General features: G+C 46.5%; 20 protein-coding genes. 16 read left to right on the top strand and 4 right to left on the bottom strand.

Going from position 1 to position 19,009, the window contains the following annotated elements; translation table 11 throughout:
• Positions 1 to 60: 60 nt before the first annotated feature.
• From MF542_RS07370 to MF542_RS07355, 4 genes are all read left to right on the top strand, one after another.
• Positions 61 to 720, top strand: a complete 660-nt coding sequence (locus MF542_RS07370) for a pyridoxamine 5'-phosphate oxidase family protein (RefSeq protein ID WP_247017513.1) — start codon at positions 61 to 63, stop codon at positions 718 to 720.
• Entirely contained in the window at positions 720 to 1,028 is a 309-nt protein-coding gene (locus tag MF542_RS07365) for a DUF1272 domain-containing protein (protein ID WP_343264861.1), read from the top strand. Before MF542_RS07370 ends, MF542_RS07365 begins: the two co-directional genes overlap by 1 nt.
• Positions 1,029 to 1,703 carry a GNAT family N-acetyltransferase gene (locus MF542_RS07360; RefSeq protein ID WP_247017511.1) on the top strand — a complete coding sequence of 225 codons (675 nt, stop codon included), beginning with the start codon at positions 1,029 to 1,031 and terminating at the stop codon, positions 1,701 to 1,703.
• A 316-nt stretch (positions 1,704 to 2,019) separates the two neighbouring features.
• Positions 2,020 to 2,823: a hypothetical protein gene (locus MF542_RS07355; RefSeq protein ID WP_247017509.1), complete on the top strand. Its 804-nt coding sequence runs from the start codon at positions 2,020 to 2,022 to the stop codon at positions 2,821 to 2,823.
• A 37-nt stretch (positions 2,824 to 2,860) separates the two neighbouring features.
• On the opposite strand, the gene MF542_RS07350 is transcribed toward MF542_RS07355, so the two are convergent.
• A complete protein-coding gene (locus MF542_RS07350; RefSeq protein ID WP_247017507.1) occupies positions 2,861 to 3,763 on the bottom strand; it encodes a DMT family transporter in 903 nt (300 codons plus the stop codon).
• 66 nt (positions 3,764 to 3,829) lie between these two features.
• The gene (locus MF542_RS07345) at positions 3,830 to 4,351 is read right to left on the bottom strand and encodes a DnaJ domain-containing protein (RefSeq protein WP_247017505.1); all 522 of its coding nucleotides are present in this window, start codon (positions 4,349 to 4,351) and stop codon (positions 3,830 to 3,832) included.
• A gap of 185 nt (positions 4,352 to 4,536) precedes the next feature.
• Between MF542_RS07345 and MF542_RS07340 the strand changes: the two genes are divergently transcribed.
• Genes MF542_RS07340 through MF542_RS07325 form a run of 4 tightly spaced genes read left to right on the top strand, consistent with a single transcriptional unit; the run spans position 4,537 to position 8,996 of the window.
• Complete coding sequence (locus tag MF542_RS07340; RefSeq protein ID WP_247017503.1) at positions 4,537 to 5,214, top strand: DNA-3-methyladenine glycosylase I; 678 nt, start codon at positions 4,537 to 4,539, stop codon at positions 5,212 to 5,214.
• Positions 5,215 to 5,261: 47 nt separating this feature from the next.
• Positions 5,262 to 5,657 (top strand): hypothetical protein, encoded by a 396-nt coding sequence (locus MF542_RS07335; protein WP_247017501.1) that lies wholly within the window; start codon positions 5,262 to 5,264, stop codon positions 5,655 to 5,657.
• Positions 5,658 to 5,702: 45 nt separating this feature from the next.
• The gene (locus MF542_RS07330) at positions 5,703 to 7,739 is read left to right on the top strand and encodes a TonB-dependent receptor (RefSeq protein WP_247017499.1); all 2,037 of its coding nucleotides are present in this window, start codon (positions 5,703 to 5,705) and stop codon (positions 7,737 to 7,739) included.
• Between the two features lie 18 nt (positions 7,740 to 7,757).
• Positions 7,758 to 8,996 (top strand): PepSY-associated TM helix domain-containing protein, encoded by a 1,239-nt coding sequence (locus tag MF542_RS07325; protein ID WP_247017497.1) that lies wholly within the window; start codon positions 7,758 to 7,760, stop codon positions 8,994 to 8,996.
• 232 nt (positions 8,997 to 9,228) lie between these two features.
• On the opposite strand, the gene MF542_RS07320 is transcribed toward MF542_RS07325, so the two are convergent.
• Together MF542_RS07320 and MF542_RS07315 are read right to left on the bottom strand one after the other, a co-directional pair.
• Positions 9,229 to 9,762, bottom strand: a complete 534-nt coding sequence (locus MF542_RS07320) for a hypothetical protein (RefSeq protein WP_247017496.1) — start codon at positions 9,760 to 9,762, stop codon at positions 9,229 to 9,231.
• Between the two features lie 141 nt (positions 9,763 to 9,903).
• A complete protein-coding gene (locus MF542_RS07315; protein WP_425531247.1) occupies positions 9,904 to 11,463 on the bottom strand; it encodes a phosphoenolpyruvate carboxykinase in 1,560 nt (519 codons plus the stop codon).
• A gap of 353 nt (positions 11,464 to 11,816) precedes the next feature.
• On the opposite strand from MF542_RS07315, the gene MF542_RS07310 reads away from it, so the two are divergent.
• From MF542_RS07310 to metK, 8 genes are all read left to right on the top strand, one after another.
• Entirely contained in the window at positions 11,817 to 12,527 is a 711-nt protein-coding gene (locus tag MF542_RS07310) for a response regulator transcription factor (RefSeq protein ID WP_247017492.1), read from the top strand.
• Positions 12,528 to 12,628: 101 nt separating this feature from the next.
• A complete protein-coding gene (locus MF542_RS07305; protein WP_247017490.1) occupies positions 12,629 to 14,185 on the top strand; it encodes a stimulus-sensing domain-containing protein in 1,557 nt (518 codons plus the stop codon).
• 39 nt (positions 14,186 to 14,224) lie between these two features.
• The gene (locus tag MF542_RS07300; RefSeq protein WP_247017488.1) at positions 14,225 to 14,665 is read left to right on the top strand and encodes an HPr kinase/phosphorylase; all 441 of its coding nucleotides are present in this window, start codon (positions 14,225 to 14,227) and stop codon (positions 14,663 to 14,665) included.
• Positions 14,658 to 15,557, top strand: coding sequence for an RNase adapter RapZ (rapZ, locus tag MF542_RS07295; RefSeq protein ID WP_247017486.1), 900 nt, complete (start codon positions 14,658 to 14,660; stop codon positions 15,555 to 15,557). Before MF542_RS07300 ends, rapZ begins: the two co-directional genes overlap by 8 nt.
• A 38-nt stretch (positions 15,558 to 15,595) precedes the next feature.
• Positions 15,596 to 15,994 carry a PTS sugar transporter subunit IIA gene (locus MF542_RS07290; RefSeq protein ID WP_247017484.1) on the top strand — a complete coding sequence of 133 codons (399 nt, stop codon included), beginning with the start codon at positions 15,596 to 15,598 and terminating at the stop codon, positions 15,992 to 15,994.
• Positions 15,995 to 16,001: 7 nt separating this feature from the next.
• Complete coding sequence (locus MF542_RS07285) at positions 16,002 to 16,283, top strand: HPr family phosphocarrier protein (RefSeq protein WP_247017482.1); 282 nt, start codon at positions 16,002 to 16,004, stop codon at positions 16,281 to 16,283.
• Between the two features lie 126 nt (positions 16,284 to 16,409).
• Positions 16,410 to 17,696, top strand: a complete 1,287-nt coding sequence (gene ahcY / locus MF542_RS07280) for an adenosylhomocysteinase (RefSeq protein WP_247017480.1) — start codon at positions 16,410 to 16,412, stop codon at positions 17,694 to 17,696.
• Between the two features lie 42 nt (positions 17,697 to 17,738).
• A complete protein-coding gene (gene metK, locus MF542_RS07275) occupies positions 17,739 to 18,905 on the top strand; it encodes a methionine adenosyltransferase (RefSeq protein ID WP_247017478.1) in 1,167 nt (388 codons plus the stop codon).
• The last annotated feature ends 104 nt before the right edge of the window (positions 18,906 to 19,009 follow it).

The following is a 19,009-nucleotide window of genomic DNA, read 5'->3' as shown; positions in this document are numbered from 1 at the left end:
TTTAATAGGATTACTTTAACGTCACTTTTGCCATAGTTAAAGGCACAAGGTAGATAGATTATGGCTGACGGTAGTTTTGGAATTAATTCTCGTAACCGGGTAAAGCGGGGGCATAACAGAGCGCTTTATGATGAGGCGACGGTTTACGGCATACTTGATAGCCATTTTTTGTGCCACGTGAGTTTTGAGATAGAGGGACAGCCTCATATTATTCCCACGTGTCATTGGCGGGAAGGCAATAAACTCTATTGGCATGGTAGTAGCAAAAGTATGATGATCCGGCATTTGGCCATGGGTAATCCTGCCGCAGTAAGTGTAACACATCTGGATGGTTTGGTGTTGGCACGTTCGGCTTTTAGTACCAGTGTTAACTACAGGTCTGTAATTTGTTACGGCATGCCAGAGCTGGTTACAGATGAGGCTGAATTTGACCGCCAGATGGAGCTGTTTTTTGAAATGCTTGCTCCCGGGCGGTGGCCTCAATTGAGACCAATGACAGATCAGGAAAGAAAAGCCACCGGGCTTCTTGTAATGGAAATTGAGGATGCGGCCGCCAAGGTAAGGGCTGCACCACCCGGTGATCCTGAAGAAGCAGAGTATCCGGTATGGGCTGGTGTCGTGCCCTTGGCTACCAACCAGTTGCAGCCACAGGCTGCTCCGGAAGGTGAGAGGGCATCTTTAAATTACGGCTTAATGCCTGCCTATGATTGGAACAAATAATGCTAGAGATGCGCCCCAACTGTGAAAATTGTGATTGTGATCTACCTTCGAATAGTACGGAGGCCATGATCTGTAGCTATGAATGCACTTTTTGTAGGGATTGTGTGGAAGATGTTTTGGGGAATGTTTGCCCCAATTGTGGAGGTGGTTTTTCCCCTCGGCCCTCACGGGTGAAAACAGAGCACGGCCAAGGTGTATCTATTCAGCATCAACCTGCATCCAGAAAGCGCGTTCTGAAGCCGGTGGACAAAACATCACATGTAGTTTTTGCACAAGAGATTAAAAACATCCCGCCGGAGCACAGATAAATGACTGATGATTTGCAAAACTGGGCAGGGTGCAAACATCCGGGCCAAGAAATATGTGTGGGTAGCTATGCCATTATCGAACCATACCAAAGGCAAGAACATCTGGAAGGATTGTTTGCTGCGGTGGGTGGTCAAGACAATGCTGAAATCTGGCACTATATGCCAATTGGACCATTTCTCAGCGAGGCTGATTTCGCAAACTTCCTATGTAAAGTGCATGAAGAGGGTGATTGGGAAACGCTTGTTATCAAAGAGCGGGCATCAGGTGAAATTCTGGGGATGTTCAGCTTGATGCGTATCCGTGCAGAGCACGGCAGTGCAGAAGTAGGGTGCGTGGCCTATGGTCCTAAGCTAAAGCGCACTAGGATAGCAACAGAAGCGCTTTATCTGTTGGCTGCACATTTGTTTGATAATCTAGGGTACCGGCGTTTTGAATGGAAATGTAATTCTGCGAACCAGGCGTCCATGAATGCAGCGATACGCTATGGCTTCCGTTTTGAAGGTGTTTTCCGTAACGATATGGTTTCAAAAGGTGTTAACAGAGATACAGCTTGGTACGCCATGATCGATAGTGATTGGCCAGCGCTGAAAGTTGGATACCAAGCGTGGTTTGAACCAGAAAACTTTGATGAAAATCTCAGGCAACAAAAACGTTTACAAGAATTGAGGAATTAAGAAACTCTTCCTAAAGTAGATAGTTGACAGCTATTGGTATCATGAATAAGTTTTCTATACTTTGAGGGGCGAGTGGCTACACATTGTTGGGTGGCTTATAAAAGTATTGAGCACTTATCGGATATCTTTGTATTACGTCAGTTCTTTGATGAAATGAAATCAAGGATGCAAGGAAGTTTGAACGTAAATTGTAAATATTCCCGCAAAGCAACAGATCAATCAGGTGAGGCGGGGCACCATGTTGTATATCCATATAGGTTTGCCAAAGGCGGGCTCTACTTTTCTTCAGAAATGGTTTATCCAGAATGCTGAGCACTTGAATAAAGTTGGTTTGCATTTTCCCAATAATCGATTTCTAAATGGTTTAGGCCATCATTCGCTTTTTCTTCCGATTATGAGGGAAGAGGGGACTATTTCCAAAATACCTGCCTTTGTCTTTAGGGGGGTATGGTCGCACTTCAAATCCTTTTACTTGAAAAGCGGGAAGGATGTGTTTGTCTCCAGCGAACTTGCAATGATAGCTGCCTTACGTGCCGGGCAGGATTTTGATCGACTGTTATCAGAAACTCTAAACGGAATTGATTATAAGCTTGTCATTTGTGTTCGACCACATGTGGAATTGATACAGTCAGCTTATAATCAGTTAATTAAAAAATCTCATTTTGTAGGTTCGGTTTCAGACCTTTATGCTCAATATGGAAATGATATTCTTTCATATTGCGCAGTGATTTCGCGGCTTTCATCCAGTTTTTCCAAGGAACGCATTATTCTACTTGATGCGTCTCAAAGTGCGTCGGAACATAATACGATTGTTGAGCAATTCTTTGCTTGTACAGACTATAAGATCGAAGCTGATTTAACGTCTATAGAAGGACGGGCGAATGTTTCCTTAAGGCCTAATAAGCTTAAGAAACGTTGGTTTGAAACCATGACAGGTGAACGTAAATTCAAGCCAATTTTGGATAATAAAGAAGCGCTTGTTCCCCACAACACTGACAGTCTATCCATCCCTTCAGATGATTTTTTTGTGTTGCAGGATGAACAGCGACAAGAAATTAGGGAAAGGTATCAGCCTGAATGGGAAAAACTTTGGTTTCTGTATGATAGGTTCGCTGTCTAAGACGACGCAGCTGTCTGTTGCTGGAGAGGAAGCTGTATTATGATTTTTCAAAAGCGCTTTTAGCCTTCCTCACGTAAAGCGCAATGGTAATGCCGCCAAGAATGAAAATTAACCCAATTGCTTCAAGCATGTTGGGGATTTCTTTCAGAATAAAAAAGGCCAGTACCGTTGATATCACTGGAATAAGGGAGTTGATAACTGTCGCTTTGGCTGCGCCCATCAAAGCGACACCTTTAGAGAATAAAATCACAGCGAGCGCACCAGATAGAGCGCCTTGCCAAAGCCCCTGAAAGATAATTGTGCGGGTGGGGAGTACTTCTAACCCAGGCTGGTTTGTAACTAGATAATAGGCCCCCATAATGAAGGTGGAAACAAGAGCAATTCGTGCTGTCAGCAGAATGGCATCCGTTGGCCATATTCGGAGCATCAGGGTGTAAGTGCCCCACATTAAACCGCCTACGAAAAACAGAGCATCCCCGAGAAGCGATGCTTGATCACCGCCTGAACTGCCCCCGAAAGCCAGAAGGCCTAACCCAGTTATAATAGCGCAGCCGCCCAGAAGACGGTTTCTGGTTAATCGGTCTTTTAATATAAAATGGCTGGATAGGAGCCCAAATAATAAAACAGTGCCAGGAATGATAACCCCACCATGAGTAGCGTTGGTATATTGAAAGCTGGTAGATACCAGAAGGCTGTAGGGCGCCCCGGCAAGGAAGGTCAGGCAAACAACTTGTCCCCAGGCTTTGATGGTGTTTTTCCCGCGAAATAGAAAAGGCAGAAGAATAGGAAACGCAACCAAGGTTCTGAGGAGAACAACTTGATAGGGGCTTAGGTTATCTTCAATCGCAAGTTCAGTAACAACAGGCCAACCACCCCAAATAAGGGTTGCTATAGCCCCCATTATCATGCCTTTGCGCATTTGTTGTGGATCGGTTGTCATCTTGACCCTTCAAAGCCATATGGGAACGATGAAAGAAGTTAGAGTGAACTGGATGTAAAACCAGTTTTAACCAGGGAAGTTTTTCTCACGGAGCAGGTCATAAGCTTGCTGAACTTGATGGAACTTTTCCGCTGCCACGCTATCGCCTGGATTGGTGTCAGGATGGTAAAGCTTTGCAAGTTTGCGGTATTGGCGTTTAATTTCTTCCTGAGTTGCTGTGCTGTCGACCTCAAGCGTATCGAATGCAGATTGCTCTGTTGATGTGAAACCGTCTTCATCCATCGCACCGCCCCATTCGAAGGTTTTGGCGCTTGCGAACGCGTCTGAGCTTTCACTTGAATCATGCATGTGGCGCTGAGCTTCCTCGTCGCTCATACCCTGGAAGAAATCCCAGTTACGGTTATATTCTGCCGCATGCTTTTTGCAGAAATACCAGCGTTCATTAGAACCAGGGGATTTCGGTGCGGGATGTGGCCCTACCTCACTACAGCCAACATAATCACACATTTGGAGCGCTTCTGTTTCTTTGTTGAGGCCATATTCACCCCAACGAGGAAAACCAAAACTTTTAATATAGTCGCTTGCCATAACTCTTTAACACAAAGCCGTTTATGGCCTTGCCCCGTGTGATTACTCAGTAATATTAAACACCTTATCTTTATGAAGGCATCAACCTATATATTTAAAGGAATTCCTCGAGAGGGTCCAGTAAATAGGCTGGACCAGAATGCTGCATATCCATAAGTTATTGTAAACTAAAAAAGGAAATTACTGTGCGTACGTTTGATGAACTTGTTGAAATGGCGGTGGCTTATCGTGGAAGTGCTGATGAAGTACTGAGCCTGATGCCAGATATCCTTTCAGCTGAAGAAATCAAGCAAATGGGTGATGACCGTATTTTAGCAGCGATGGCTCAGGCCGTTTTTCAGGCCGGTTTTAGCTGGAAAGTGATCCGTAATAAGTGGCCGGGCTTTGAGGAAACGTTTGAAGGTTTTGTTCCTGTACGCTGGAAATTTATGTCGGACGATGATCTGGATAGCTTGCTCAAAGATACACGTATCGTCCGGCACGGCGCCAAAATCCTTTCTGTACGAGATAACGCAATCCTTCTTTGTGATCTGGAAGATGAATATGGTTCTGCCGCAAAATGTATTGCTGAATGGCCTCAGGATGACTTCGCAGGGCTCTTAGAAATGCTCAAGAAACGTGGAACCCGTCTTGGCGGTAATAGTGGCCCTTATTTCTTGCGGTCTATTGGCCGGGATGGTTGGGTGCTTTCACGAGATGTCGTGCAGGCCCTGATAAGGGACGGCGTTGTGGATAAAAACCCGACATCGAAAACGGCCTTGCGCGCGGTACAGGCTGCATTCAGTAAATGTGCTTCAGAGAGCGGTCGGCCGTTTGCTCATATTTCTCGGGCACTTGCGCTTAGTGTTGGCCCCAACATGTAACAATATATCCGGTTGTGGCGCTTTGGTTTCTATGATACCGGAGCGTTATGAGAAAGCGGCTTAACAACAATATGTTCCTGAAAACAGTGCAATATATGCTTATTGCGTTGGTTGTTTTCGTGCAGGGACAAGCCGCCGTTAAAGCTACAGAGCACGCGGCCAGCGGTGGCCTTGGCTATCTTTGTGGCGAAAGCCGCCTGCCACCAGCTGCTGTTGCTAACATTAAATACCTACTAGCCCTTCAAGGGGAAGAGGTAGACGGTACTGCAGCTGATTGTGAATTCTGCTTCAATTTTGCCGTCACTGAAAATGATACCAACCACCTGAACCTACCCGTTTTTGTTGCGGTATCGGATAGCGGCCCGTTTATAGAGGCGACAGGCCCTGATTACCGTTCATCAGTGTTTGTGCCTGTTGGGCTTAGAGCACCTCCAATCTTTTAACTTCTGCTTTCGAAATTTGAATCAAAGTTAAAAGAGTATCAGACAATGAAATACCTTTATCTGGCTGCATTTGCAGCCTTGCCTGTGCTGCCTGCAGCAAATGCTTTCGCACGGACTGAGACTGAACCATCTGAGGCGAATACCGATGATATTGAAACTATCACAGTGATTGGTGAAGCCGCTTTTAAAAACGCGACACTTGGCGGTACCAACCTCTCTGAGTTGCCGCTCGCGTCTCATGTTGTGAACCGTGCGGAAATTGATCGGTTGCGGTTTGTGGACCCAGACGAACTTCTGGACCGTATCCCTGGCGAAACGCAGGTGCGGAACCTGCGTATTCCGGCTGGTGGTAAAAGCTATACCGTACCGCTTGTAGATGGTTTGCCACTCGCAAGTCCCTATAGCGGTGCAACGCAAGATATCACCACTGTGAATTCGTTTGATATTGAGCGTGTTGAAGTGATCAAAGGCCCATCCTCAGCGCTGTTTGCCAATAATGCTTTTGGTGGTGTGATCAATGTGGTGACGCGTGATGCGCCTGAGGAGTTTGAGGGCCGTGTTTGGGCGGAAGCAGGGTCATTTGACCGCCGCCGAGCAGGCGTGAGTGCCGCAGGTACATTTGGTGGTTTTGGCTTTTTCCTTGATGCAAACACCCAAAATCTGGATGGCCTTAGAGATACATTTAAAAATGATCGTGATCAGTTCAGCGGAAAGCTTATCTACAGCCCATCCGATGCTACTCGTGTTTTTGTGCGTTATGAACATCTAAACAGGGATGAAGTATTCCCCGGTGATTTGCGTGCCAATGAGTTTTTCTCTGACCCAACGGTGGTTGGCCGTACAGCAGGATCTAATGAACGCACAAAATCCAATGCATACTCTTTCAAGCTGGAGCATGATTTCGGCTTTGGTTTTCTTGATTTTGGTGCAGTAAGACGCATTGAAGATGAACAAGGTGACGGCCGTTTTTCTCCGCCGCGTGATACTGCCGACAAAAGCTTTGATGTAAGGCTGAGTTACCGACATGATTTTGAAACGTCAAACCTGATCATAGGTGGCGAAATCTTTGATGGTGATATCCTGACTGATGACTACGCTGGTGATGATATTGCGCTGGAAGGTGATGTTCTTGCCCGTTCCGACAGCGATCTTCAGATTAAGTCTTTGTTTGCTCAGTACAGCATCGACCTGACAGACAGGTTGAACATCACCGCGGGTGTTCGTCATGAAGACATCACCCTTAGAACTGAATTTCTTTTTGATACCACAAACGACCTAAATGACGGCCAAACCTTCGAGCGCAAGTTTAATAACACATCGCCCAAGTTTGGCGTGACATACGACATCACGGATAAAATTCAGATTTGGGGTGGTTACTCTCGCGGTTTCTTGCCACCTGATATTGGGGATTTATTTCTTGATCGTCCTGAAGCTAATCCAAATCTGGACGCTGAAAAAGCAGATCATTTTGAAGTTGGTGTACGCGGCAATGTTGGTGATGTGAATATCAACACATCCTATTATCACACGCGTATCAATAACTTCCTTGTAACAGAAGATGACGGTGAAATTGAAACGGTGACCAACGCAGGGCAGGTAACTGTCCAGGGCGTGGAATCAGTTATTGAATATGCACCGAGTGATGAATGGCGTTTCAGCGCTACGCATACATATGCAAAGAATGTTTATGATATTTTCTTTGGTCCCGATGATGACGGCGACAATGATTTAAGTGGTAACCGCATCAGCCGTTCACCTGACCACCATTTGAACGTACGCGCTGCTTGGTCGCCTATTGAAAATCTGGTTCTTGAAGGCGAGGGCGATTTCTACACCGGTTATTATACACGTGATGATAACTCCATTGATCCGGATGGTAAGTTCACCCGAGGGGAACGGCTTAATTTCCGTGCTTCCTACAGTTTTGGGCAGTGGGATATCTGGTTCCATGCCTTGAACCTGACAGATACGCTTGCTGACCGAGTGAGTTATAGCCCGCCTCGTGGCGGTCGGCCGGGGCGCAGGAACTTCCGTATTATTGATGGCCGTACTTTCTACGGCGGCATTGCATTCAGATTTTAAGCAGGAAGGAACAGGCTTATGCAAAAGCATAAACATCTGAACCGCTGGCTATGGAAATGGCATATTATTGCAGGGCTTATCACCCTGCCTTTGATGATCCTGCTTGCGGTAACCGGGATAATTTACCTGTTTAAAGGTGATTATGAGGATAGTGTTTACAGCCATCTTAAACAGGTTGAGATTGGCGCAGAAACACTTCCCTATGCAGATCAATTGAAGGCGGCACAAGCCTCGGCTAAGCAGCCGATCACCAGTGTTATTTTACCAGCTGAGCCAACACAGGCGACAGAGTTTGTTTCTGGTATGCGCAGGGGCAAAAGTACAATTTATGTGAACCCTTATACGGGGGAAGCGCTGGGGGCAGTGAAAGCTGCTGATACCTTGATGATGACTGTGAGGAAACTTCATGGTGAACTGCTGCTGGGGAAAGGCGGCACTTATACTGTTGAGCTAGCAGCCAGCTGGTTCGTCGTTTTGATCCTGACGGGCATTTATGTGTGGTGGCCATCAACTGGTTTTTCGCTGGCGGGTTTCTTTACGGTTCGGACCAGCAAAGGAAAACGGATTTTTTACCGTGATCTCCATTCTGTTCTGGCTTTTTGGCTTTCAGTTTTCATGCTGGTTTTGCTTTCCGGTGCGATGCCGTGGACCGATATTTTTGGATCTCAGCTTAAATGGGTTCAAGCCCAAACAGATACAGGATATCCCAAAACATGGCAGCGCCCGGTGGGCTTGAAATCAGTGGTTCACGGTCAACCAATGACCTTAGATGCCGCAGTGGACGTCGTGAAAGCAAGAGAACTTAAAGGCCGGATAACCATCAAACTCCCCAAGGGGCCAGAAGGAGTTATATCGGTTTCTAACCGGTCATTGCTTTTGCGCCATCAGGAGGTGCTGCATTTTGACCAGTACAGCGGTGATCTTATCAGGCGCCATACATGGGATGATGTGGGTATCCTAATGGATATGCGGCAGGTGGCTATGCGTCTTCACCAAGGGGAATACGGCCTTATCAGCTGGTATGCGGTGTTACTGACCGCCCTTGTTTTTGCCCTCAGCACACTGGCGGGGTTGGTTTCATATATTAAACGCAAACCTGTTGGAGACTGGGGGCTGCCCAAAGTGCCTGACCATTGGCGTGTAGGGTATGGGATTGTCGCACTGCTTGTAATTCTAGCAGTTGTGTTCCCACTTTTCGGTGCCAGCCTGATATTAATTACGGTGTTTGAAAAACTGAAAAGCTTGAAGAGCACATAACTAACCAAAAGGAGCGAGAGGAGCTCGTCCCTCTTATAGCAATGATAGTGTTATGTATCTTTCCATTGAAAACTATTTATCTGCCAGTATCGCGGCAGGGGATATTAATGGTAACGGGAAGCCAAATATAATAGTTGCTAACTTAGGAAGCGGGAATGAAATATATTATCAGCATTAAGATGCTGAGATAGTGTATGGGTATGGGCGCCGACAGCCCATGTTAGTTTATGTGTTATGTATCTGACTTCTTACAAGAAAGATAATCACCCATTTTATAGCCGTTTTCGCCGCGTTTTACTTCCCAGGTTACTTCGAGCTTTTCAGAGGAATTAATCTGGAAAAGAAAACGGTGTTCCGCAAAAAGAGGGCTCCAAAGCTCTCGTGCATTCAGCAGAAGAGTTGTCGCATCCCAGCTCTCAGCTTCGAACATGTCGGTAGAAACGCCCGTCGGGCTCATATAACGGCGGCTCACGATAAGGTTTTGATTTGGTGCATCGTAGGCCCAGACACTTTCAAGCGTATTGGTATGCCCTTTTGTGCCCACCTGTGTGAAAGTGTAAACTTGGTTGTTGTGCTTGCCTTTAAACTCAATAGTTGCAGCGGTTTTTGTGCCGCCTGCGGTACCGCCTTCGCAGTTCCACTGACCGGAAAGGTTGTTCATAAATTGCGCAAGCTTGGCAGGGTCACGTTGATTAACGGTTTGATCATCTGCGACTGCTTCTAGTGAAGTTAAGCCCATGATGATCAGGGCGATGTTTTTTAACATATAGTCTCCTCTAATTAATGGATTTAGAGGATTTATGGTGTGCCTTGGTTATGCACCAGTCACGTTCGCGAGAGATATCAACGGGATAAAAAAAAGCAGAGGCAATATGCCTCTGCTTAAAATCATTTCATATGCTTTTAACTAAGCAACTTTAGGTGCTGCTGCGTTTACTTCATCATCCACGTGATCCGAGAATGTTTCGAAGTTTTCAACAAACAGTTCAACCAGATACTTAGCTTTTGCATCATAAGCATCTTTATCAGCCCATGTATCACGTGGGTTAAGGATTGCAGTGTCAACGCCAGGAACTTCTGTCGGTACATCAAAGCCAAAGTTTTCATCTTTGCGCATTGGCGCATCGTTAAGGCTACCATCAAGTGCAGCGTGCAGAAGCGCGCGCGTTGCTTTAATTGGCATACGGTTACCAGTGCCGTATTCGCCGCCTGTCCAGCCTGTGTTCACAAGCCAGCAGTTTACGCCAGTTTCTGCAATTTTCTTACGGAGAAGATCACCATATACACTTGGGTGACGCGGCATGAACGGTGCACCGAAACATGTTGAGAAAGTAGCCTGTGGTTCTTTCACACCGATCTCTGTGCCAGCAACCTTTGCAGTGTAACCGCTTAGGAAGTGATACATCGCCTGCTCAGGTGTGAGCTTTGAAATAGGAGGTAGAACGCCAAAAGCATCAGCTGTTAGCATGATGATATTCTTAGGCTTACCACCACGGTTCTTTTCGGATGTGTTCGGGATGAAATCAATCGGGTATGCGCCGCGAGTGTTCTCAGCCAGTGTGTTGTCATCCAGATCAAGCACACGTGTGTGTTCATCCATAACAACGTTTTCTAGTACTGTGCCGTAACGCTTTGTTGTTGCGTAAATTTCTGGCTCTGCCTCCTCTGACAGGCGGATCATTTTCGCGTAACAACCACCTTCGAAGTTAAATACGCTATCGTCTGACCAGCCGTGCTCATCATCACCGATAAGGGTACGGCTGCTATCAGCTGAAAGTGTTGTTTTACCTGTGCCAGAAAGGCCAAAGAAGATAGCTACGTCACCGTCAGGACCAATGTTGGCAGAACAGTGCATTGGCATAATGCCTTTTTCAGGCAGCAGGTAATTAAGGATAGAAAAGACAGATTTCTTATTCTCGCCTGCGTATTCTGTACCGCCGATAAGCACAAGACCTTTGGCGAAGTTCACAGCAATCACTGTTTCGCTGCGGCAACCCATTGTCTCTGGGTTCGCGCGGAAACTTGGTAGATTGATGATTGTGAACTGCGGGTTCATTTCCTGCTGTTCAGCAGCTTCCGGGCGTACAAGCATGGTGCGGCAGAAAAGGCTGTGCCATGCATATTCACCGATCGTGCGAACCGCAACGCGGTTCTCAGGGTCAGAACCACCCCATAGATCCTGAACAAATACATCTTTACCTTTGATGTGCTCAAGAAATGCTTCGTGCAGTGTATCGAACTGCTCGGATGTCATTGGGCGGTTTACTTTGCCCCAATCAACCGTATTTTCCGTATGTTCATCACGAACAGTAAATTTATCATTTGCGGAACGGCCAGTATGCTTCCCTGTTTTAACAACAAGAGCACCGCCTTTTGCCATCTTGCCTTCACCGCGGCTGATAGCTTCTTCATAAAGCGCTTCTGTACCTAAATTCCAAAATTGATTCCCAGTGCCTGTGATACCCATAGCATCAAGGCTCACTCTGTTCGAGCAGGCGCCAAAGACTTGCAACGTCTTTCCTTCCAGTAACTTTTGGGGCTGCTTTATCGCAACCGATAAAACCGTACGGAACCCTGTTTTTATTATGGGTGGGTCCCTTTATTTTATACTCCGTTTCTAACGAACGGATGAGTCCGCTTAGGATGCTCATAAAAGCTTCAAAATCAACCGGATTCTAAATTTCGTTGCAGATGATTGCACATAGGTCACAATCAAGGCGCAACCGCGCCATTATTTTGTCGTAAATCGTGCTTAACTCAGAGACTGAAAGTGAGTAGTGTGTACCAAACGGATAGGCACATAATAATAAGAGGGTTTTTATGACGCATTCCATCGCACTTGTTGATGATGATCGCAATATCCTGACATCTGTTACAATCGCGCTTGAAGCTGAAGGTTTCCGTGTTCGCACGTATCCTGATGGGCAGAAAGGCTGGGAAGCCTTGTCGAAAAACCCGGCTGATCTAGCGGTCCTTGACGTGAAAATGCCGCGCATGGACGGTATGGAGCTTCTTCGGAAACTTCGGGAAGTAACTGATATGCCTATCATTCTCCTTACGTCCAAGGATGAAGAGATTGATCAGCTTCTTGGTCTCCGTATGGGGGCGGATGATTATATTGGGAAACCGTTTTCTCAGCGCCTTTTGATCGAACGAATCCGGGCTTTGTTACGCCGTTCTGAAATGCGTCAGCAGGATAAAGTGGAAATACCTGTTGAAGAGGAAGAAGAAAGCCAGATGGTGCGCGGCAAGCTGTTGCTTGATTCGCTCCGTCACAGCGTAACTTGGGACGGCAAAGATGTAACTCTTACGGTAACAGAATTTCTCATTTTGCAAACGCTGGCTCAGCATCCAGGGCACGTAAAAAGCCGTGACCAATTGATGGATGCCGCTTATTCTGATGATGTATATGTAGATGACCGCACAATTGATAGCCACATCAAACGCCTGCGCCGTAAGTTCCGTGCAGTGGCGGATGATTTTACCGCTATTGAAACACTGTATGGTGTTGGTTACCGTTATAAAGAATAAGCCTTAAGGAGGCGGTTACGCAATCGACGCCACAAAATACCGCGAACACTGATCGCCAAGCTGTACGCCCTCGGCACTATACCCGGGGGCTTTCGCCTCTTATGACCCGCATTATGGCGGTGAATGTGATGGCGCTTGTTATTCTTGTAGGTAGTGTTCTTTACCTGAACCAATTCCAGCGTAACCTTATTGAAGCGGAAGTGGAAAGCCTCACTATTCAGGCGGAAATTATTGCGGGAGCACTTGGTGAAGGCGCTTCTGTTGGCCCGGAATCAACGGAAATTGATATTGCGCCTGCCCGGGGTATTATCACACGCCTTGTAAGTCCTACGGAAAATCGTGCGCGCCTTTTTGCTCCTAATGGCGGCTTGCTTGCGGATAGCCAGTTTCTTGCGGGCGATAAACGGCTTGTTGAAGAACGACTTGAAAATATTGGTTATAGAGCTGGTTTTCGGGAACGTATTACTGAAAGCCTTCATGCATTTCTTGATAGCTTTACGCGTCAACCAGATGTGCCGCCTTCTATTGATCGCCCCTCAGTAAGGGCTAGTGATTTTCTTGAAGTATCAACGGCTCTCGAAGGAGAGCTTACAACTCAGTTACGGGTGCGTGAAGATGGGAACCTTGTAATTAACATTGCAGTGCCTGTTCAGCGTTTCAGGCGTGTACTGGGTGTCATGCTTCTCACGGCTCAAACCGAGAATATTCAGAAAATTGTTCGTGCGGAACAGATGCTGACGGTGAAGATTTTTCTAGGAACATTAATCTTTACAATTTTTCTATCCTTCTTTCTCGGCAGAACATTGGTGCGGCCAATTCGAGTTCTTGCTCGTGCTGCAGAACGGGTAAGGCGCGGCATTGGTCAGGAAGAGCGTATTCCTGAATTTGCTGAGCGTATGGATGAAATTGGTGATCTCTCTCGGTCACTCTCTGATATGACCAGCGCACTATACAGGCAAATTGATGGCGTGGAGCGATTTGCTGCAGATGTGGCTCACGAAATCAAAAATCCGCTTTCCAGTATGCGCAGTGCCCTTGAGACTATTCAGATGACTGATAAGCCAGAGGTGCAGCAAAAACTGTTTGGTATCCTCGAGGATGATGTAAAGCGCATCGACAGATTGATCACTGATATTTCTGATGCGTCTCGGGTGGATGCGGAACTCACCCGAGGTAAGATGGCACGAATTGATTTGGGTGTTATGCTCAATATGCTTGCAGACGCATACCATACAACAGCTTGCAAGGATGGCACCCAGCTTGAGTATTCTGAACAAGAAGCCGATGTGTTTGTTGTGAAAGGCATTGAAAGTCGCCTTGGACAGGTGTGGCGGAATCTTATCGATAACGCGCTTAGTTTCAGCCCTGAAAGCGGCACTGTTTTCGTAAGCCTCAGCAATAAAGATCGTTTTGTTATCTTAACTGTGGAAGATGAAGGCCCTGGACTGCCCGAAGGCGCTGAAAACAAAGTCTTTAAAAGGTTTTATTCGGAACGACCAAATAGTGAAGAATTTGGTAGCCATTCAGGGTTAGGCCTGTCAATTTGTAAGCAGGTAATTGAAGCTCATGGTGGTCAGATATTTGCTGAAAACCGAATGAATGAAGAAGGCAGTGTTTTGGGGGCTTGTTTCAGGGTTCGATTGCCAATTGGCTTGTAAAAATTCCGGGAAAGCTTCCGGATAAAAACGGAATCGGATATGCAGAGAGTACACGGAACAGTAGTTGATATCGCGGGAAGTGGTGTCATGCTGTGTGGTGAATCCGGGAGCGGGAAATCTGATTTAGCGTTAAGGCTTATAGACCGTGGGGCATGTTTAGTATCGGATGATCAAGTCTGCTTAACTCCCCGTGGAAAAGGTGTATATGCCACGGCACCAAAAGCACTTAGAGGTTTTTTGGAAATCAGGGGTTTAGGAGTTGTCTCCATGCCTGTCACAGGTGGTGCGTACTTGCGCCTTATTGTGCATTTAACGTCAGCCTTGAACGTGCCCCGACTTCCAGATGTTGAAATCGAAAATATTCTTGGCGCAGAAATTCACAGTTTAAAATTAAATGCATTTGAACAATCCACCCCGATTAAAATAGAATTGGCGTTGGGGAATTTATCTCGTATCGGTGGGGGAGGACCAGGTGACTGATACAAAATTGGGGAAGGATGGCAAGCGACAGCTTGTGATCGTTACGGGCCTTTCTGGTGCTGGAAAATCGGCGGCTTTACACGCTTTTGAAGATATTGGCTTTCAGGCAATCGATAATTTACCGCTTACTATGGTGTCTCGATTGGTAAGTGACGCGGTGACCGACACTGAAGAAGGTTCAATCGCGATTGGTATCGATTCGCGTACTATGCACTTCTCACCGGAAGATTTTGTACGAACGATCAAGCAACTTCGTACGCGCGAGGATGTATATTTGCATGTATTATTCATGGATGCATCAGACGAAGTGTTGATGAAGCGGTTTTCAGAAACCCGAAGGCCACATCCGCTTGGTGAGGGGCAATTACTAAGAGCTGCTATTAAACAAGAGCGTGAGATGATGGTGGTTGTGCGCGATCATATTGACGGTATTCTTGATACAAGTGCTCGCACAGGTGCAGAAACCAGGCGTATTATCCGTCGGAGATTTACTGGAGATAATCAGCCAAAACTGATTGTAACCTTCATGTCCTTTGGGTTTTCAAATGGTGTACCGCGTGATGCGGACCTGGTTCTTGATGTGCGCTTTCTCAGGAATCCGCATTATGTGGAAGAACTTCGACCGTTTACTGGGCGGGATAAAAAAGTTTCCAACTATGTTCGTGCAGATGAAGGCTTTGCACCGTTTTTAAACAAGGTTGAAGACCTATTTGATTTCCTTTTGCCGCGCTATAAAGATGAAGGAAAATCATATTTGACCATTGCATTTGGATGCACTGGTGGACGCCATCGGTCTGTGGCAACAGCGGAAGCACTTGCCGCACGCGCAACAGGCGATAATATGGCTGTTAATCTTTATCACCGGGAGTTGATTGGTGATGAAAAGAGGTAACCCGCGTTTGGGTAAGTAGAGTATATAGAGGAATCCCTATGATAGGCATGGTGCTAGTAACCCACGGACGTTTAGCTGATGAATTTGTTGCCGCTACAGAACATGTAGTTGGTGCGCAGGATCAGATGAAAGCAATATGTATTGGTCCCGATGATGATATGGAAAAGCGCCGTCAGGATATTATGGATGCTATCAAGGGTACCGATAAAGGTGATGGTGTTGTGCTTCTTACCGACATGTTTGGAGGGACACCTTCTAATCTCGCGATTTCGCTTCTTGAAAAAGATCGTGTAGAGGTGGTCGCTGGTATCAATCTACCGATGCTCATCAAGCTTGCAAGTGTTCGGGCTGATCTTTCTCTGCAGGAAGCAGTTGAAGCTGCAAAGGATGCAGGTATCAAATATATCAATGTAGCCAGCCAGGTACTTGGGGCCTGATTCTTTTATGACCGATACAGAAATTTCAAATGAAGTGCAGATCGCTAATCGTCGTGGTTTGCACGCGCGCGCTTCAGCCCGCTTTGCTAAAGAAGCCGGACTTTTTGATGCCAAAGTGCACGTTTCCAAAGATGGTAACAGCGTTGTCGGAACTTCTATCATGGGATTGATGATGCTGGGTGCTGCCAAGGGTGATAGCATTACAATTGCTGCTTCTGGTGTACAGGCACAGCAAGCGCTTGATACTCTTATCGCTCTTGTGAGCGATTTATTTGGTGAAGAAGAATAATAAAATCAAAGCCTTAATGTTTCTTGTTAAGTATCAATTAACCATTATATAAAGAAATCTTTATCTTTTTAGCTTCTGCTGTTATAAGACATGCTGAATAAAGTTATTCTGTATGCAGGAGCCATCATGACTGATTATAAAATTGCGGATATTTCTTTGGCTGAATGGGGCCGCAAGGAAATCAATATTGCGGAAACTGAAATGCCGGGCCTAATGGCTCTGCGTGAAGAATACGGCGAAAGCCAACCTCTTAAAGGTGCACGCATTGCCGGTTGTCTGCATATGACAATTCAAACAGCTGTTCTTATTGAAACACTTACAGCGCTTGGCGCTGAGGTACGTTGGTCCAGCTGTAATATCTTCTCAACACAAGATCAGGCCGCGGCTGCTATGGCTGCAAGCGGTATTCCTGTGTTCGCTTGGAAAGGTGAAACAGAAGAAGAAGCAGTATGGTGTATTCACCAAACTATTAAAGGCCCTGATGGTTGGGTGCCAAATATCATTCTTGATGATGGTGGTGATCTTACACAGATCATGCATGATGATTACCCGGAATTGATGGCGGATATCAAAGGTATTTCTGAAGAAACCACAACAGGTGTTCTTCGCCTTTATGAAATGGCAAAAGAAGGCCGTTTGATGGTACCAGCGATTAACGTGAATGACAGTGTTACCAAATCCAAGTTTGATAACCTTTACGGTTGCCGTGAGAGCCTTGTGGATGGTGTGAAGCGCGCTACAGATGTGATGATCGCGGGTAAAGTTGCGGTTATTTGTGGTTACGGTGATGTTGGTAAGGGTTCCGCCGAATCTATGCGCAGTCAGGGTGCTCGTGTACTTGTAACCGAGATTGACCCGATCTGTGCGCTTCAGGCTGCCATGGAAGGTTATGAAGTGACAACAATGGAAGAAGCCGCTTCCCATGGTGACATTTTCGTAACAACAACAGGCAACAAAGACGTCATTACGCTCGATCACATGCGCGAAATGAAAGATCGTGCGATTGTTTGTAACATCGGTCACTTCGACAGTGAAATCCAGATCGCTGCGCTTGACAATTATAAGTGGGAAGAAGTGAAGCCGCAGGTGGATGAAGTTATCTTCCCTGACGGTAAGCGTTTGATCGTTCTTGCAAAAGGTCGTCTTGTGAACCTTGGTTGTGCAACGGGGCACCCGAGTTTTGTAATGTCCGCGAGCTTCACAAATCAGGTTCTTGCGCAGATCGAGCTTTGGAACAATTCTGAAAGCTACGGTAAAGAAGTTTATGTTCTGCCGAAGCACCTTGATGAAAAAGTAGCGAAACTTCACCTTGCCAAGCTTGGCGCAAAGCTAACAAAACTTACAGAAGATCAAGCAAAATATCTTGGCCTCAATGTAGCGGGCCCATTCAAGCCGGAGCACTACCGCTACTAAGCGGTGGTCGCCACTTGAAACGTTTAAGTAAAGGAAACGCCCATGAGTGAATATCTTTTCACAAGTGAATCTGTTTCAGAAGGCCACCCGGATAAGGTAGCTGACCGTATTTCAGACGGTATTGTTGATCTATATCTAGGCCAGATGCCAGAAGCACGTGTTGCTGCTGAAACTATGGTGACAACAAACCGTATTGTTGTAGCTGGTGAAGTACGCGGCCCGGCAAGCATTACAGCTGATGATATTGAAGCGGTTGCTCGTGATGCAGTGAAAGAAATCGGTTACGAACAGGATGGCTTTCACTGGAAAAATGCTGTTTTTGAAAATTACCTGCATGAGCAGTCCGCAGATATTGCAGTTGGTGTTGATGCAGCTGGCAGCAAGGACGAAGGCGCTGGTGACCAGGGCATTATGTTTGGCTACGCATGTGATGAAACAGAAAGCCTGATGCCTGCACCGATTGATTTCTCACACCGTATTTTGAAATCTCTGGCGGATGCCCGTCATAGCGGTACAACTGAACTTGAACCAGATAGCAAAAGCCAGGTTACGCTCCGTTATGTAGATGGTCGTCCTGTAGGTGCTACCAGCGTTGTTGTGTCAACACAGCATAAAGAAGGTGTTTCTCAGGATGCACTGCGTGAGATCGTACGTGAACATGTTGAAGGCGTGCTCCCAGATGGTTGGATGTGCCCTGAAGATGAGTTCTATGTGAACCCAACGGGCAATTTCGTAATTGGTGGCCCTGATGGTGATTGTGGTCTAACTGGCCGTAAGATCATCGTGGATACATATGGCGGTGCAGCTCCTCATGGTGGTGGTGCATTCTCTGGTAAAGACCCAACCAAAGTAGATCGTTCTGCGGCGTACGCCTCTCGCTATCTGGCGAAAAATGTTGTGGCAGCAGGTCTGGCTAATAACTGCACGATACAGCTTGCATACGCGATCGGTGTATCGAAGCCGCTCGCGGTTTATGTTGATCTTTGGGGTGATAACCCGAAAGTGGACCCTAGCCGACTTGCTAAGGTTCTTCAGGAAATGGTTGATCTCAGCCCGCGAGGTATTCGTGAACACCTTCAGCTCAACCGAGCAATTTACAAACGCACGGCTGCTTATGGTCACTTTGGCCGTACACCAACTGAAGATGGTGGCTTCTCTTGGGAGCGCACTGATCTGGTTGACGCTCTGAAATCAGAGTTTGGCGTTTAAAAATAAGCTGTTATTTCTGTCTGCTCTTGCCCATGCAGGTAGTTAAAGGCTAATCTCCCTTCATTCCGGTATTGTGCCGGGATGTGGGGTAAAGGGCATCTGTT

It is taken from the genome of Kordiimonas laminariae, from assembly GCF_023008165.1.
GTDB lineage: Bacteria > Pseudomonadota > Alphaproteobacteria > Sphingomonadales > Kordiimonadaceae > Kordiimonas > Kordiimonas laminariae.
This window is presented reverse-complemented; position numbering and strand designations above follow the sequence as displayed.

Coding starts and splice junctions, on each gene's coding strand:
- MF542_RS07370 (WP_247017513.1), top strand. CDS start 61: ATGGCTGACGGTAGTTTTGGAATTAATTCTCGTAACCGGGTAAAGCGG.
- MF542_RS07365 (WP_343264861.1), top strand. CDS start 720: ATGCTAGAGATGCGCCCCAACTGTGAAAATTGTGATTGTGATCTACCT.
- MF542_RS07360 (WP_247017511.1), top strand. CDS start 1,029: ATGACTGATGATTTGCAAAACTGGGCAGGGTGCAAACATCCGGGCCAA.
- MF542_RS07350 (WP_247017507.1), bottom strand. CDS start 3,763: ATGACAACCGATCCACAACAAATGCGCAAAGGCATGATAATGGGGGCT.
- MF542_RS07345 (WP_247017505.1), bottom strand. CDS start 4,351: ATGGCAAGCGACTATATTAAAAGTTTTGGTTTTCCTCGTTGGGGTGAA.
- MF542_RS07335 (WP_247017501.1), top strand. CDS start 5,262: ATGAGAAAGCGGCTTAACAACAATATGTTCCTGAAAACAGTGCAATAT.
- MF542_RS07330 (WP_247017499.1), top strand. CDS start 5,703: ATGAAATACCTTTATCTGGCTGCATTTGCAGCCTTGCCTGTGCTGCCT.
- MF542_RS07325 (WP_247017497.1), top strand. CDS start 7,758: ATGCAAAAGCATAAACATCTGAACCGCTGGCTATGGAAATGGCATATT.
- MF542_RS07320 (WP_247017496.1), bottom strand. CDS start 9,762: ATGTTAAAAAACATCGCCCTGATCATCATGGGCTTAACTTCACTAGAA.
- MF542_RS07315 (WP_425531247.1), bottom strand. CDS start 11,463: ATGGGTATCACAGGCACTGGGAATCAATTTTGGAATTTAGGTACAGAA.
- MF542_RS07310 (WP_247017492.1), top strand. CDS start 11,817: ATGACGCATTCCATCGCACTTGTTGATGATGATCGCAATATCCTGACA.
- MF542_RS07305 (WP_247017490.1), top strand. CDS start 12,629: ATGACCCGCATTATGGCGGTGAATGTGATGGCGCTTGTTATTCTTGTA.
- MF542_RS07300 (WP_247017488.1), top strand. CDS start 14,225: ATGCAGAGAGTACACGGAACAGTAGTTGATATCGCGGGAAGTGGTGTC.
- MF542_RS07290 (WP_247017484.1), top strand. CDS start 15,596: ATGATAGGCATGGTGCTAGTAACCCACGGACGTTTAGCTGATGAATTT.
- MF542_RS07285 (WP_247017482.1), top strand. CDS start 16,002: ATGACCGATACAGAAATTTCAAATGAAGTGCAGATCGCTAATCGTCGT.
- ahcY (WP_247017480.1), top strand. CDS start 16,410: ATGACTGATTATAAAATTGCGGATATTTCTTTGGCTGAATGGGGCCGC.
- metK (WP_247017478.1), top strand. CDS start 17,739: ATGAGTGAATATCTTTTCACAAGTGAATCTGTTTCAGAAGGCCACCCG.